The organism is Amycolatopsis sp. GA6-003 (genome assembly GCF_046267895.1).
GTDB lineage: Bacteria > Actinomycetota > Actinomycetes > Mycobacteriales > Pseudonocardiaceae > Amycolatopsis.
Genome location: NZ_CP176499.1, coordinates 2,467,096 through 2,481,972 on the forward strand (window position 1 = coordinate 2,467,096; position 14,877 = coordinate 2,481,972).

The window sequence follows — 14,877 nt, forward strand, 5'->3', positions numbered from 1 at the left end:
ACACATCGCCGAAGAAAACTCTGCGTGGCTTCGCCACACCGTTGAGGGCGGTGGAGGGGAGGACGGAGGAGATGGGTCACCTCCGGAAGTTCCGGACGAGAAGCACCCCGAGGAGAACCATGAGAACCGTCTTGGCAGGCCGCCGCAAGTGGGTGGCCGCGGGCGCGCTCGGCGTCGCGCTGGTCGCCGCCGCCCCGGTCGCGATCGCCGCGCAGGGCAACCAGGACGACCAGGGCGCGCGCGCCGCTTCGGCCGGCGCGGGCGACCGCACGCAGGAGGTCCGCCAGGCGATCCAGGGCGGGCACGCGCGCAACGTCATCCTGTTCATCGGCGACGGCATGGGCCAGTCCGAGATCACCTCGGCGCGCAACTACGACCGCGGCGCGGCCGGCCGGCTCGCGATGGACGAGTTCCCGCTGACCGGCGACTACACCACCTACTCGGTCGAGAAGGGCAACCCGGCCAAGCCGGACTACGTCACCGACTCCGCGGCGTCCGGCACCGGCTGGGCGACCGGCACGAAGACCTACAACGGCGCGATTTCCGTGGACGCCTACGGCAATCCGGTCCCGACCCTGCTCGAGCTCGCCAAGCGCAGCGGCCTGCGCACCGGCGACGTGACCACCGCCGAGGTCCAGGACGCGACCCCGGCCGTGCTCGGCGCGCACGTCGTCGACCGCGACTGCAAGGGCCCGGACGAGACGACCAAGAAGTGCGCGCAGAACGCCAAGGAGAACGGCGGCGCGGGCTCGATTTCCGAACAGCTCGTGCAGACCCGCCCGGACGTGCTCCTCGGCGGCGGCGCGAAGTACTTCGACCAGAAGGCGACCGCCGGGCAGTTCAAGGGCAAGCCGGTCCTGGAGCAGGCCAAGGCCGCCGGGTACACCGTGGTCAACACCGCCGACGACCTCGCCAGGGCCCAGCCGGGCAAGCCGCTGCTCGGGCTGTTCGCGCCCGGCAACCTGCCGGTGAACTGGACTGGCCCGAAAGCGACGCAGGGCGGCACCGCGCCGACCCGCTGCACGGCGAACCCGGCGCTGCCGAAGACGCAGCCGAAGCTGGTGGCGCAGACGCAGAAGGCGTTGCAGCTGCTGGACGACCGGCGCAGCAACAAGGGCTTCTTCCTGCAGGTCGAAGGGGCTTCGATCGACAAGCAGGACCACGCGGCCGACCCCTGCGGGCAGATCGGCGAGACGATCGATTTCGACGCTGCCGTTGCCGCTGGGCTCGCTTACGCGCGCAGCCACCCCGACACGCTCGTCGTGGTGACTGCGGACCACGGGCACACCAGCCAGATCGTGTCCAACGACGCCAAGACGCCTGGGCAGACTGCCACGTTGATCACGAACGAGGGCGCGAACATGACTCTCAACTACGGGACCGCGCTGCCGGGTTCCTCGATGGAGCACACCGGGACGCAGGTCCGGATCGCGGCTTACGGGCCGCAGGCGGCGAACGTGGTCGGGCTGACCAACCAGACCGATCTGTTCGGCACGGTGAAGCGCGCTCTTCGCCTGCGCTGAGCCTCGAGTCCGGGAGGGGAATCCCTCGGGGTTCCCCTCCCGGCTTTCACGCGGGCGAGGGCAGCAGGTCGAGCGGTTCCGACCACGGGCGGCGCGGGTCGAGTCGGTGCAGCCGCACGCCGGCCTCGGACAACGTGTCGAGGTGCCGCCGCCAGGCCGGGTGGTGCTCCCGGGTGTCCTGGACCTGATAGGCCACGACGATGGTGATCCCTGGTGCGCCAAGGACATCGCCGAGGAGCGTGAGCGCCTGGTTGTCCGCGATCCCGAGCGCCAGCTTCGCCACCGAGTTCGCCGACGCGGGCGCGAAGAGGAAAACCTTCGGGTCCGGATGCGGGCGCGGTTCGCCGGGCAGCCGGGACGCACTGCGCACCGGCAGGTCCGTCGTGGCTTCGAGTTCGCCCAGGCCGCCGGTCGCCTTCAGCCAGCCCCAGGCGGTCGGGGTGAGGGTGATGGCCAGCCGCCAGCCTCGGGCGACCGCTGGTTTCGCCAGCTCGTCGGTGAACCGGGTGTCGAGTCCGCCGCACGAGCTGGCGACCAAGCCTAGATCCGTCACGGTTTGCGCAGCACCGCGCAGAACATGGCGTCGGTGCCGTGCCGGTGCGGCCACAGCTGGACGTACGGGCCGTCGCCGAGCTGCGGGACGTCCGGGAAGAACTCGCGGGCGTCCACGATCTCGGACTTGGTCCGGCGCGCGGTTTCGCCTACCACGCCTTCGGTTTCAGCCAGGTGCGGCGAGCAGACGACGTAGGCGACGATGCCGCCAGGGCGCACCAGGTCCAGCGCCGCCATCAGCAGTTCGCCCTGCAGTTTGGTCAGGTCCGCGACGTCCGACGGCTTGCGTCGCCACCGGGCCTCGGGACGGCGGCGCAACGCTCCGAGGCCGCTGCACGGGGCGTCGACCAGGATCCGGTCGTAGCCCGGTTCGAGGCCGCTTTCGCGGCCGTCCGCGACGTGCACGGTGACCGGCAGGCCCTCGGTGGCGTTCTCGATCAGCCGGGCGCGGTGCGGGGCCTTCTCGACGGCGTCCACGTGCGCGCCGCTGATCTTGGCCAGCGCGCCGAGCAGCGCCGCTTTGCCGCCGGGGCCCGCGCACAGGTCCAGCCAGCGTTCGTCGGAGCCTTCCAGCGGCGCCTTGGTGACGGCGACGGCGCACAGCTGGCTGCCTTCGTCCTGCACCGCGGCGAGGCGTTCGCGCACCGGTTCCGCGTCTGCCGGGTCGCCCGCTCCGGCCGGCAGGTGCACGCCGTAGGGCGAGTACGGCGCGGGGTCGCCGCCGGTGATGGCGGCCAGTTCGTCGGCGCTGATCTCGCCGGGACGCGCGACCAGGTGCACCGCGGGGCGGGCGTCGTCCGCTTCGAGGGCGGCCTTCAGCTCGGCGCCCTTGTCCCCCAGGGCTTCCGCGAAGGAGCGGGCGACCCAGCGCGGGTGCGCGGTGCGGAGCGCGTACGCGCCGATCGGGTCGGCCGCTTCGTCCGGGGCCAGTTCGTCCAGCCACTGCGCTTCGTCCTTTGTGGACACCGCACGCAGGATGGCATTCGCGAATCCCGTTGCCCACGAGCCGGCTTCGGCCCGCACGAGGTCCACAGTGGACCCGACCGAGGCGTGCTCCGGGATCCGGGTGCGCAGCAGCTGGTAGACGCCGAGCCGCAGCGCGTCGAGCACCACCGGGTCGGTCTTCTCGATCGGCCGGTCGGCGCACGCGGCGATCACCGCGTCGAGCAGGCCTTGCGCGCGGGCCGCGCCGTAGGTCAGTTCGGTGGCCAGCGCCGCGTCCCGGCCGCTCACGCGGCGTTCCCGCAGCAGCTGCGGGAGGACGAGGTTGGCGTACGCGTCCTTCTCGCGGACCGCGCGCAGCACGTCGAACGCGACCTGGCGGGCCGGATCGACCTCCGGCGGGCGACGGGGTCCCTGTTTGCGCGGAGCCGGACGGCCCCGCTGCGGCCGCGAGGGCCGCCGTTCTCCACGCTCGTTCACTGGAGGCGCTCTCCTTCGTCGATCCTCGTGCCGCGCGCCCAGTCGGTGGCCGCCATCCGTTTCTTGCCGGCCGCCTGGACCTCGCCCAGCCACACCGGTTTCGTCGCCGTGCCCACGAGCACGCGCTTGCGCTCGACCACCAGCTCGCCCGGCCGCGGACCGGGTTCGTCGAGCACGGTGACCGGCCCCAGCTTGAACCGCTCGCCGCGGAACTCCGCCCACGCGCCGGGGTCCGGCGTCACCGAGCGGATGTGCCGGTCGACCGCCGAAGCCGGGTCGGCGAACGACACGCGCGCGTCCTCGACGGTCACCTTCGGCGCGTAGCTCATGCCCTCGGCGGGCTGCTCGACCGCGCGGAGCGTGCCGTCCTCGATGCCGTCCACGGTGGACACCAGCAGGTGCGCCCCGGACTCGGCGAGCCTGCTCAGCAGCGCGCCGGACGTGTCGGCCGGCCCGATCGGCTCGGTCACCACGCCGAACACCGGCCCCGCGTCGAGTTCCTTCACGATCCGGAAGGTGGACGCGCCGGTCATCTCGTCCCCCGCGCGGATCGCCGCCTGCACCGGGGCCGCGCCGCGCCACGCGGGCAGCAGCGAGAAGTGCAGGTTGACCCATCCGTGCACCGGGATGTCGAGCGCGGACTGCGGCAGCAGCGCCCCGTACGCGACGACCGGGCAGACATCCGGCGCCAGCTCGCGCAGCCGGGCGAGAAACGCCGGGTCACCAGCGCGGGAAGGCGTGAGCACCTCGATGCCGTGCTCGTCGGCGAGCGTGCCCACCGGGGAACGCGACACCTTGCGCCCGCGCCCGGCTTGGGCGTCCGGCCGCGTGACGACCGCGACGACCTCGTGCCGCCCGGACTCGATCAGCGCGCGCAGCGACGGCACGGCGGGTTCCGGGGTGCCGGCGAAAACGAGACGCATCACCGCACCTCCGGCAGGGAAAAGGGGATTTCAGGCTGGTCGGACATCGGAAGCGAGTCTAGAAGACCCCGCCTCCGACGGCGCGGCGCGGGCAGCCAGCCGAGGCGGGCGCCAGGATCGGGTACATGACCACGCTGAAGGCGACCCTGCACGACGACCTGACGACCGCGATCAAGGCGAGGGACCAGCTGCGCTCGGCAACCCTGCGCCTGACCCTCTCGGCGATCGGCTACGAAGAAACCGCGGGAGACAGCGCCCGCGAACTCTCCGACGACGAGGTATTGAAAATCATCACCCGAGAGGTGAAGAAACGCCGCGACGCCGCTGAAGCCTTCGACAAGGCAGGCCGCGCGGACTCCGCGGAACGCGAACGAGCCGAAGCAGAGGTCCTCACCGCCTACCTGCCCGCCCAGCTCTCGGACGACGAGCTGCGCACCCTGGTCACCGAAGCAGTGACGGAAACCGGCGCCTCCGGAATGGCCGGAATGGGCGCCGTGATGAAGGCAGTACAGCCGAAGGTCGCCGGCCGCGCCGAGGGTTCGCGCGTAGCCGCCGAGGTGAAACGCCAGCTCTCCGCGAGCTGACCCGTCCCTCGCCCGCTGGCCCTTCCATCACACCCGCCCCGCGGTCCGTGAGGGCCACTTTCACGGACTCAGAGTCCCTCAAGGTTCCCCTCACGACCAGCCGACGTCCGCGAGGGGAACCTTCACGAACTCTGATTCCCTCACGGCTCTTCAAGCCCTAAAACCGCCGCCGATGCACCAAAACAGCGAGGCACCCAGCCCCTCCCCCGCACCCCGATACGAAGCCTCCCTGCGGTTCGGGGGTGCTTGTCAAGGCATCTTTCCCGCCTTGACAAGCACCCCCGAACCGTCAGCACAATCAAGCTTCGGGGTGCCCCACGCAGCCCATCAACAGCAATGTCGCCGCCAGGCGACGAGCCGCCTCACCCCCAAGGCAACACCACCTGAGCAGCCCCCTGCCCCCTCCTCACCGGCTCAGCAGCGGCAACCCACCGCCCACCCCCTAAATACTCCACCCCGGTAGCCGCCCCGATCTCCGCCGGAGCCGTAGAAAACCCCTGCCCCCGCCCCCGCAACTCGGCAACCTCCGGCTGAGCGAGAAACCCGCTCTCGACATCAGCCCGAGCGGAATTCCGCTGAGAAGCCCGAGGCGCAGCAATCGCCCCCTCCAACGACAACCCGCGATCGACCCGCCCCAAAACCACCTGCAACACCGTGGTGATAATCGAAGCACCCCCAGGCGACCCAGCGGCGAAAAACGGCTTCCCGCCCCGCAACACCACAGTAGGCGCCATAGACGACCGAGGCCGCTTCCCTGCCCCAGGCAAATTAGGATCCGGCACCCCAGGCGTAACGGGAACGAACGAAAAGTCAGTCAACTCGTTGTTCAACAAAAACCCACGCCCAGGAACGACAATCCCACTACCGCCCTCCTGCTCGATAGTGAGGGTGTAAGCGACAACATTCCCCCACCGATCCGCCACAGTCAGATGCGTGGTGTTCTCCCCCTCATAAGGCGTAGGCGCGCCGACCGAACCCGCCGCACAGGGTTGCGGGTCCCGAGGATCAGCAGGCGCAACCGGACTGACCGCGGCCCGCTCCCGGGAAATCGAACAAGCCCGGCTGTCCGCGAACTTCTGGCTCAGCAACTCCCGAGCCGGGACATCCACAAACGCGGGATCCCCGATCCACCGATTCCGATCGGCGAACGCGAACCGCGAAGCCTCAAGGAAATACTGCAGGTAATCCGCCTGGCCGGCCTTCGAAAGATCGTAATTCTCCAGGATGTTCAACGCCTCGCCCACAGTAAGCCCGCCAGACGAAGGCGCGGGCATCCCATACACCTCGAGCCCGCGATACCGCGTATGCGTAGGCACCCGCTCAACAGCCTGATAAGCAGCGAGATCGTCGACGGAAAGCTTCCCCGGCCGCACCTTCAGCGAAGAAGCCGGATCGACCGGCGGCCGCTGCACAGTCCGGGCGATGTCCGCCCCGATCTCGCCCCGGTACAGCACATCCGTCCCGCGCCGAGCCAGCTGCCCGTACGTAGCGGCCAGATCCGGATTCCGGAACACCGTCCCCGGCGCCGGCGGCTGTCCCCCAGGCAGATACAGCGACCGGGTAGAAGGAAACGCGGCGAACCGGTCAGCATTGTGCGCGACCTGATCATGGAACGTCTGGTCCACCACGAATCCCTTGCGCGCCAACCGCTCCGCCGGAGCGATCGACTGCGCGAGCGACCGGGTCCCCCACTTGCGCAACGCCTCCCGCCAAGTAGCCGGAGTACCCGGCACCCCCACGCTCAACCCGCTGGTCACCGCGTCCGCGAACGGCAGCGGTTTGCCGTTCTCCACGAACAGGTTCTCGTCCGCGGTCCGAGGCGCGGTTTCGCGGCCGTCGAGCGTGTGGACCTTGCCGGTTTTCGCGTCGTAGTACACGAAGAACCCGCCCCCGCCGATGCCGGCCGAGAACGGGTCCGTGACGCCGAGCGCGGCCGCGACGGCGACCGCCGCGTCGACGGCGTTTCCGCCGCCGCGCAGCACCTGCGTGCCGGTGGCCGTGGCGTCGGCGTCGATGCTCGACACCGCGCCGAGATAGCCGGTCGCGACAGGCGATTTAGGAGTGGGAACGGCGGCCGAGGCGTCGACCGCCCCGGCCGTGGACACCAGGACGGCCACGAATGCCGCCGCGAGGATGCGCTTTCCGGTCGTGGGCATGCGGGCGAGTCTGCCCCGCGGCGGAACCGGTGTCCACACTCACTTCGAAGCCACCATCGCCACCGCGGTCAGGGTCGCCAGCCCGCCGACGCCCGCCGCCCCGACGACCAGCCCGGAGATCGCCGCGACCGAGGCGGCCAGCCGCACCGCCAGCCCGGCGATCCAGCGCAGCACCCGGATCACCGCCACGAGGACCACCAGCGCGAGCACCAGCACCGCGGCCGGCACCCCCTGCCCGCTTTCCTGCGCGACGGCCAGCACGGTGCTCACAGCCGCACCTGTATCCGCGGTTCGCGCAGGTCCTCGCGGCCGAATTCGCGCATGTTCTCGTAAGCCCGCCTGCGCATTTCCTCGCGCGCCCGCACCCGCCGGCGTTCCGAGCCCAGCTGCCACACCCACCGCCAGCCGACGACCGTCGCGACGACGGAACCGGCGAGGGTCACCAGGAAGGCCTGTCCGGCGAGACCGTGGAGCGAGTCGAGGCTCAGCAACACCAGCAGCGCCCACACTTGGGCGACGGTGAACGGGACGACCAGAGCTGCCGCGTACACCCCCCGACGCCAGCGAACCGGCTGAGGAGCGGGAAGAAACGGTTCCATGACTGCCTCCCTCGGTGGTGTGTTCCCAGAAAACCCCGGCGGCGCCGGGAAATCTGTGTCAGCTGACACGTTCAGCGGGCGAGCCGCCGCAATTCCGCGAGCCGGTGGATGGTCACCCGGCCGCGCGCGGTGCTGATCACCCCCTGGCGGCGGAGTTCCCGCGTCACCCTCGCCCACGATTCGCGCGAAATCGCCGCGGTCATCGCGAGTTCCGCTTGCGTGCCGGGCACCGCGACCTCGATGTCCGCGCCGCGCCGCACGCCGTGCTGCACCGCCAGCTGCATCAGCTGCGCGGCCACGCGGCGGGTGGTCGTCCCGCCGCCGAGATCGAGCCACTGCCGTCCGACGTCGCGCATCCGGTCGGCGAGAACCCGCAGCAGCGCCCAGGAAATCGCCGCCTCGCGCCGGCACAGCGCGACGAACCGCGCGGCGGGCACGACCAGGACGTCCAGTTCGTCGAGGGCTTGCACGGTCGCCGACCTCCGTCCGCCGTCGATCACGGCCAGTTCGCCGATCACCTCGCCGGCGCCGCGGACGCCGACCACGACCTCGCGCCCGTCCGGCGTCGCGTTGGTGATCCGGACGTGCCCGGCCAGCAGGAGAAGCACCACCGAGGCCCGCTCGCCTTCGCGGCAGAGCACGTCCCCGCGCCGGTAGGCCTTGCGGACCGCCAGCGCTTCGAGCTTCGCGCGGTCCGCGGCGGCCAGCGCCGGCCAGAACCCGATCGCCTCCACGGCGGTCCCCCCTCCTCGTCGTCGGCCGGACCGTTCAGGCGATCAGTCCCGCTCCCGGCCGGACGGCGTCGGTGGTGCGGACCCAGCCCCGGGTCCGCTGGCCGCCGACGCGCACGTGGAAGGCATGGGCGAAACCGCTGCGGTCGATCCCGGCGTAGCCGTGCCGGACGACCGAACGGTGGATCGCGTTCGAGACGACGAGCGCGAGCGGGCCGGAGGAACCACGCAGCCTGCGTCTCAGATCCGGCGCGTCGAGAAGCCGGCAGGCGATGTCGATGTCCTCGCCGTACGGTCCGTGCGCGTCGTAGTGCACCTCGCCGGCGTGCACCGAAACGCGCAGCCGGAAGGCCAGTTCGGGGTCCTGGTCGCCGTGCCGGGCGAGCAGTTCTGTCAGCGCGGGCACCACGCGGGCGAGCAGGACCGTCTTCGGCACCTCGTCGACCGGCCGGACGAGGCACAGCGCGCCGTCGCCCCGGTCGACGAACGGATCCCGGAACTCCTCCGTGATGCCGCCGGCCCGGAACGCCTCGTCGAGCAGGGCGAACAGGACCGAACGGAGCCCGGCCCGAGCCGGGTTCGTACGGGTGGTCGACCCTTCGATGTCGACCACCACGATGGCTCGGTGTACTGGTGCCTGTACTGCTGAGGTGTCCATGACCGCCCCCCTATTTCAGGAAGCTACTGAAATCTAGTAGACTTTCACAGCAGCTACTATAAGGGTGGGCCCGGACTGAAACAATGGTGTCGCGCACACGACATCTTCAGTTCAGCTACGGGTCCAGTCCGAGATTGGCCACCCCTGAATGTCCGCCGACACTCGACCCCCAGCCCGTCCGGCCACCGCGGCCTCCCGGGTGTAGAATCCCGCCAGTCACGCCTGACTGAACTTCACTGAAGGGTCTGAAGTCGTGTCTCAGCCCAATCCCGCGCTCGCCGCTCGACTGCGCACCCTGCGCAAGGAGAGCTGGTCCGACGTGGTGCTCACCCAGAAGCAGCTCGCCGAGGCCTTCGGCGTGAGCACCGGCCTGCTGTCGTCGTGGGAGAACGTGGCGAAACCGGTGACGCCCCCGCAGCCGCGGCTCGAGGCGTACGCGACCTTCTTCGCCACCCGCCGTTCGGTGCAGGGGCCCAAACTCCGCCTGCTGGACCTGGAGAACCTGACCGACGAGGAGCACACCGTCCGCAAGGAGCTGCTCGCGGAGCTGCAGGCGCTGCGCGGCGACCTCGACGACCCGCCCGCCCAGCCGGTCTTCGCGCCCTCGAGCCTGTGGCATTTCCCGCCGAACCAGGACATCGTGATCGTCTGCGCGCAGCTGCCGGAGAAGTACCGGATCGCCTACACCGACCCGTCCAGCCCGGACTTCGTGAACCTCTACACCTACGCCGACCCGGACGCGCTGCTCGAGCTCTACGGCCACATCCGCGCGTGCAACCCGGCGAGCGAGGTCACCTTCCGCACCACCGACCAGCACACGACGCTGTCGGCGGACGAGTACACCGCGCACCTGGTGCTGCTCGGCGGCGTCGACTGGAACCCGCAGACCCGCGCGCTGCTCGACCGGGTCGACGTGCCGGTCCGCCAGATCAGCCGCGCGGGCGACGAGGAACAGCTGGAGACCGGGTTCGAAGTGACCCGCCCGGACGGCACGACCGAGCTGTTCAGCGCCAAACTGCGCAACGGCGTCCTGATCGAGGACGTCGCGCACTTCTACCACGGCGTCAGCCCGCTCAACCGCAAGCGCACCGTGACCGTGTGCAACGGGATGTACAGCCGCGGCACCCTCGGGGCTGTCCGGGCGCTGACCGACCGCCGTTTCCGCGACCGCAACCAGGCCTACCTCGACCAGCGCTTCGCGGGGGCGGATTCCTTCAGCATCATCAGCCGGGTCCCGGTCTTCGACAACCAAGGGCTCACCCCTGACTGGACCCTGCCAGAAAACCGGCTGCACGAGTGGCCAGAATCGAGCCTCGCATGACCGCGACCGTCGCAGCGCCGGCGCAGCACACGACGCATCAGCGGCTGCTGCACCACGTCGCCGCCGAAGACGCGCCGCAGGCCCGGCTCGACGCGATCGTCGTGCCCAACGGCCGCCCCGCCGCCTACCTCAAGGACGCGTTCCGCGCCGCCCGCGAGGTCGACGCCACGCTTCTGCTGCTGTGCAGCAAGAACGCGCGCGCGACCGACGCGGTGCTCGCCGCGAAGCGCGCCGGGGTGCGAGTCCGCGCGATCGACACCGACGAGGCCGCCGGTCTCGGCGCCATCCCGCCGTTCGAGACGAGCAAGCTGCTGCAGAAGCGGGCTCGCATGCTGCGCCGGGCCGACACGAGCTTCAAACGCAACCTCGGCGTGCTCGTGGCGGACCTCGCGGGCTGGCAGCGCATCCTTTTCCTCGACGACGACATCCATCTTTCGCGCCCCGCCGACCTGCGCGCGGCGGCGGGCCTGCTCGACGAGTACGCGGCGGTCGGCCTCGCCAACACCGGCATGCCGGACAACTCCGTGGTGTGCCACGCCTACCGCGAATCCGGAGGACAGCAGGACACGTTCGTCGGCGGCGGCGCGCTGGCCGTCGGCCGGGACGCGTTCTCCTCGTTCTTCCCGGACATCTACAACGAGGACTGGTTCTTCCTCCTCGGCGACACCGGCCTGCGCGCGACCGCGGTCACCGGCACCGCGCACCAGGGCGACTACGATCCCTATCGCGACACCATGCGCGCCCGGTCGGAGGAACTGGGCGACACGCTCGCCGAGGGCATCTACTGCCTGCTGGACAACGGCCTCGGCATCGCCGACGCGACCGCCGCGTACTGGGCGGACTTCCTGGAAAGCCGGCGAGCGTTCATCCGCACCACGCTGCGCCAGGTGCTGGACGCGCCGTACCTGACCGGCTCGTACGAGCAGCGGATGATCTCGGCGCTGAAGGCCGCGCACGGCCGCAGCCTGCTGATCGAGCCGGAACTGTGCGTCAGCTACCTGCGCGCTTGGCGGCAGGATCAGGAGGCGTGGCAGACGCATCTCCTGTCACTGCGCGCCCGACACGGTTCGACGGGCGATCCGGACGCCGCGTTCGACACGCTGGGGATCGCCGAAATCGTGCACAAATCCTGAAAACTCAACGCTCACCGCAACTGCGGCTGGCCAACGGTGCGGAACGATCGTCCGGCAGCCTCTTCACCAGCACGTGGCAACGCTCGGCCTCGGAGACCGTGCGTCCGTCCGGCGAGACACGTTCCGCGTAGCAAATCACCGTGCCGTGTCCCCAGTCGTGGTATCCGAGGCGGCCGTACAGCCGGGCGGCGCGGGTGTTGTCCGTGCGGACCGCGAGCGCGCCCAGTGCGTGGCCGTGGCCGACCAGGTAGTCCTCGGCCGCGTGCACGAGAGCCGCGCCGATGCCGCGGTTGCGTGCCTGCGGGGCCACTTCCAGGCGGTTCAGCAGCGGAACGCCCGGCAGATGGCCGCGGATCGGCGGTTCCTCGGCGTCCTCCAGCCAGAGGTAGACGGCGCCGACCGGCCGCGCGGAGCACCACGCGGTGAACAGGACGCCGAGCCCCTTCGCCTGCCGGGTGAACCGGTCCTCGAAAAACCCCCGGTCGCCGAGGATTTCCGCCAGCGCCGCGAGGTCCGCCTGCTCGGCCGGCCGGATCGAGACGTCGCCCATCAACGCCGACTCCTGTCCGCAGGACCGGGGCACACGAGCGGACGGCCCGCGCCGCGGTCCTGATCTTCGCCGCCCGGCCTCAAGGGTAAGCGCGCGCCCGGCAGGCGCGAAGACGGCGAATGCCGCAGCCCGGTCCCGCGAACGGAGCAACCGGCCGTCCCGCGCGACCGCGCCCCTCCCCCGGTTTCCACGTCCCCAATACACCCCGGGACGAACCGGTTCAAACGGAAATCGCGCGGCAGTGCGCAAAACTGTGTTAAGCGGGGATGTGGTGCGGGAATAAGCGGTTTGGCGAAGGGAATTCAGCGGATCCAGCGGCATTCGCCAGTCGCGCGCCCCGCTTTCCGGGCTCCCGGGACGACCGGGCTGAACAAGCCCAGCGGACCCAGTCGCGGACCGCTTTCCGGGCACCCGTGCCTCGGGCTCAGTCAGATCCAGCGGATCCAGTCGCGGACCGCGCTCCCCGGACGACCGGGCTAGATCAGGTCCAGCGGATCCAGCTGCACCCGCACCGGCTCGACCGCTTTCCGGGCGTCTCGGCGGGCCACCGCGTCGCGCACCACCGTCGCCAGGGTCCGGCCGTCCGGGCGGGCCACGCGCACCAGCGCCCGCTCGCGTTCCGCGTTGCCCTCGTCGTCGTAGTCGCCCAGCGGGACCGGGCCCAGGACCTCGCCGCTGTCCGGCAGCGGGAGGTCGTCCAGCACGCTCGCCACCGCGGCCGGGCTTCCCTCGACGCTCGCCATCCGCGTCGCGGGCGGGAAACCCAGTTCCCGGCGTTGCTCCAGTTCCTGGCTCGCGTGCCAGCCCGGGTCCCAGCGCACCAGGGCCTGCACCACCGCCAGCCCGGCTTCCGCGCCGACGATCACCCGGCCCCCGGCCGACGCCGGGCGGACCAGCGCGCCGGCGGCCATCCAGCGGCGGAGCGTTTCTTCCGCGGCACGCAGATCCTGCCGCCCGAGCAACGCCCAGCCGTCCAGCAGCAGCGCCGCGCCGTAACCGCCCTCGGCGACCGGCTCCGCTCCTGGCGTGCAGACCACCAAAGCGGGGCGTCCGGGCACCGTCGCCAGGACTTCACTCGCGCCGGAGGTCCGCACCGGCACCCCGGGGAAAGCCCGGCCCAGTTCTTCGGCAGTGCGTTTCGCACCGACCACCACCGCCCGCAACCGGACGGAACCGCAAGCAGGACAACGGAAAGCGGTCTCCGGAACGCCGCACCACCGGCAGGCGGGCGGACGCGGGGCGCCGTCGGCCGAACCGCCGGGCAGCGCGAGCGGACCGGCGCAGCGGCGACAGTGCGCGGGCGTTCGGCATTGGCCGCAGGACAATCCGGGGACATAGCCGCGGCGCGGAACCTGGACCAAAGCCGGTAGTCCGGCGGCGAAAGCCTGGCGGGCCGCTTCGAAGGCGACCGCGGGCAGGCGGGCGACGCGGGCGGCTTCGTCGCGCGCTACGTCGAAGTCTTCGCCGACCGGGGTCACGCGCGGAGCGGCGGCCCGGAGTTCGGCGCGATCGGCCTGGACCTGTTGTGCCCAGCCGGATTCCACGAGCAGCTGAGCCTCGGCGGTCCGGGCGAAACCGCCGACCAGGAATGCCGATTTCGTGGCGTGCGCCCGATCCATCAGCACATCCCGTACGTGCGGGTACGGGGCATGCGGATCCAGGTGCAGATCGTCGCCGTCGTCCCACACGACGAACAACCCGGGATCGGCGACGGGCGCGAACATCGCCGCGCGAGTGCCGACCACCACGCGGACCGCGCCGCGCAGCACGGAAAGCCAGCGGCGGTACCGTTCCGCCGGCCCCAGCCCGGCGATCAGCGCGGCGACGCCCTTCTCCCCCACCAGCTCGATGCAGGCCTCGTGCACCCGGGCGAGGTCGCGGTGGTCCGGGACTACCAGAACCGCGCCTCGGCCCTGAGCCGCCGCGGCCGCGGCCGCTTCGGCCAGCCGGCGGGGCCAGTCTTCGCCGGGGAGGGCTTGCCAGACCGCGTTCGCCTGCCGGGATTCGGCGATCGCTTCCAGGAAGGCTTCGCCACGTTGGTAGCGGGACCAGGCGGAGACGTCCGGGGCGTCCGGCGCGGGGGCCGGTTCCGCGGGGGGTTCGGCTTCGACCTTCGCGTGGCGCGGGGGCAGGGCCAGGCGCAGGACGTCGGACAGGGTTCCGGCGTAGCGATCGGCTACCGAGCGGCAGACGGCGTGCAGAGACGGCGGGAGAACGGGTTCGCTGGAGGTGACCCGTTCCAGGTAGGCGAGTTTTCGCTCGTACTCCGTCTTGTCGGTGCGTTCGATGAGGTACCCGTCGACGAGCTGCCCGGCGAAGCGGACGCGCACCCGGCAGCCGGGGACCGCGGATTCGTGCAGTTTCTCCGGGACCTGGTAGTCGAAAGGGCGGTCCAGGTGGGCCAGAGGGATGTCTACGACGATCTTCGCGACCGGAAGTTCGGGAGCCGGGGTTTGCTGGCCCTTTGTGGAGCGAGCGGGTTTGCGCGCGGGCTTCTTCGCCGGGGTGGCCTTCGGCTCCGGGGCGGAGCGCGAAGGCTCCGGGAGATCCCACAGGGGGGCGGGTTCGGAGCTGGTCACCTGAAGATCTCTACCAGACGGGGGCGACAGGTCTGCGGTCGAGAGTCAGCAAGCTTCCCTCGCCGACCTGGCCCGGGCCGGAAAGCCGTGAAGGGCTCCCTGGGGGAATCTGATTCCCCCAGGGAGCCCTTCACGGACCAAGCGAA

General features: G+C 71.0%; 14 protein-coding genes. 4 read left to right on the plus strand and 10 right to left on the minus strand.

The window, feature by feature from the left end; all coding sequences use genetic code 11:
• Positions 1-119 precede the first annotated feature (119 nt).
• Positions 120-1,523, plus strand: a complete 1,404-nt coding sequence (phoA, locus tag F9C12_RS10580) for an alkaline phosphatase (RefSeq protein ID WP_409465747.1) — start codon at positions 120-122, stop codon at positions 1,521-1,523.
• Positions 1,524-1,569: 46 nt separating this feature from the next.
• Here the strand turns inward: phoA and F9C12_RS10585 are convergent, their stop codons facing one another.
• Genes F9C12_RS10585 through fmt form a run of 3 tightly spaced genes read right to left on the minus strand, consistent with a single transcriptional unit; the run spans position 1,570 to position 4,420 of the window.
• On the minus strand, positions 1,570-2,076 hold the full coding sequence (locus F9C12_RS10585) for a flavoprotein (RefSeq protein WP_409181811.1): 507 nt from the start codon (positions 2,074-2,076) through the stop codon (positions 1,570-1,572).
• A complete protein-coding gene (locus F9C12_RS10590; protein ID WP_409465748.1) occupies positions 2,073-3,497 on the minus strand; it encodes an RsmB/NOP family class I SAM-dependent RNA methyltransferase in 1,425 nt (474 codons plus the stop codon). The genes F9C12_RS10585 and F9C12_RS10590 overlap by 4 nt, the downstream gene beginning before the upstream one ends.
• Positions 3,494-4,420 (minus strand): methionyl-tRNA formyltransferase, encoded by a 927-nt coding sequence (gene fmt / locus F9C12_RS10595; protein ID WP_409465749.1) that lies wholly within the window; start codon positions 4,418-4,420, stop codon positions 3,494-3,496. Before fmt ends, F9C12_RS10590 begins: the two co-directional genes overlap by 4 nt.
• Positions 4,421-4,545: 125 nt before the next feature.
• Here fmt and F9C12_RS10600 point away from each other — a divergent pair, with 125 nt between their 5' ends.
• Positions 4,546-5,004: a GatB/YqeY domain-containing protein gene (locus F9C12_RS10600; RefSeq protein ID WP_409181814.1), complete on the plus strand. Its 459-nt coding sequence runs from the start codon at positions 4,546-4,548 to the stop codon at positions 5,002-5,004.
• A gap of 362 nt (positions 5,005-5,366) precedes the next feature.
• Here F9C12_RS10600 and ggt read toward each other — a convergent pair whose 3' ends face one another.
• The 5 genes from ggt to F9C12_RS10625 all read right to left on the minus strand — a co-directional run bounded on the left by ggt (position 5,367) and on the right by F9C12_RS10625 (position 9,148).
• On the minus strand, positions 5,367-7,160 hold the full coding sequence (gene ggt / locus F9C12_RS10605; RefSeq protein WP_409465750.1) for a gamma-glutamyltransferase: 1,794 nt from the start codon (positions 7,158-7,160) through the stop codon (positions 5,367-5,369).
• 39 nt (positions 7,161-7,199) lie between these two features.
• On the minus strand, positions 7,200-7,430 hold the full coding sequence (locus F9C12_RS10610; RefSeq protein WP_409465751.1) for a hypothetical protein: 231 nt from the start codon (positions 7,428-7,430) through the stop codon (positions 7,200-7,202).
• Positions 7,427-7,711 carry a hypothetical protein gene (locus F9C12_RS10615; protein ID WP_409465752.1) on the minus strand — a complete coding sequence of 95 codons (285 nt, stop codon included), beginning with the start codon at positions 7,709-7,711 and terminating at the stop codon, positions 7,427-7,429. Before F9C12_RS10615 ends, F9C12_RS10610 begins: the two co-directional genes overlap by 4 nt.
• A 119-nt stretch (positions 7,712-7,830) precedes the next feature.
• Positions 7,831-8,493 carry a Crp/Fnr family transcriptional regulator gene (locus F9C12_RS10620; protein ID WP_409465753.1) on the minus strand — a complete coding sequence of 221 codons (663 nt, stop codon included), beginning with the start codon at positions 8,491-8,493 and terminating at the stop codon, positions 7,831-7,833.
• Positions 8,494-8,527: 34 nt separating this feature from the next.
• Positions 8,528-9,148, minus strand: a complete 621-nt coding sequence (locus tag F9C12_RS10625) for a hypothetical protein (protein WP_409181819.1) — start codon at positions 9,146-9,148, stop codon at positions 8,528-8,530.
• Positions 9,149-9,401: 253 nt separating this feature from the next.
• On the opposite strand from F9C12_RS10625, the gene F9C12_RS10630 reads away from it, so the two are divergent.
• Together F9C12_RS10630 and F9C12_RS10635 are read left to right on the plus strand one after the other, a co-directional pair.
• Positions 9,402-10,469 (plus strand): helix-turn-helix domain-containing protein, encoded by a 1,068-nt coding sequence (locus tag F9C12_RS10630; RefSeq protein ID WP_409181820.1) that lies wholly within the window; start codon positions 9,402-9,404, stop codon positions 10,467-10,469.
• On the plus strand, positions 10,466-11,602 hold the full coding sequence (locus F9C12_RS10635; protein WP_409465754.1) for a hypothetical protein: 1,137 nt from the start codon (positions 10,466-10,468) through the stop codon (positions 11,600-11,602). Before F9C12_RS10630 ends, F9C12_RS10635 begins: the two co-directional genes overlap by 4 nt.
• Positions 11,603-11,606: 4 nt before the next feature.
• Here F9C12_RS10635 and F9C12_RS10640 read toward each other — a convergent pair whose 3' ends face one another.
• Together F9C12_RS10640 and F9C12_RS10645 are read right to left on the minus strand one after the other, a co-directional pair.
• Positions 11,607-12,152 carry a GNAT family N-acetyltransferase gene (locus F9C12_RS10640; RefSeq protein ID WP_409465755.1) on the minus strand — a complete coding sequence of 182 codons (546 nt, stop codon included), beginning with the start codon at positions 12,150-12,152 and terminating at the stop codon, positions 11,607-11,609.
• A 476-nt stretch (positions 12,153-12,628) separates the two neighbouring features.
• Complete coding sequence (locus tag F9C12_RS10645; protein WP_409465756.1) at positions 12,629-14,731, minus strand: primosomal protein N'; 2,103 nt, start codon at positions 14,729-14,731, stop codon at positions 12,629-12,631.
• Positions 14,732-14,877 lie beyond the last annotated feature (146 nt).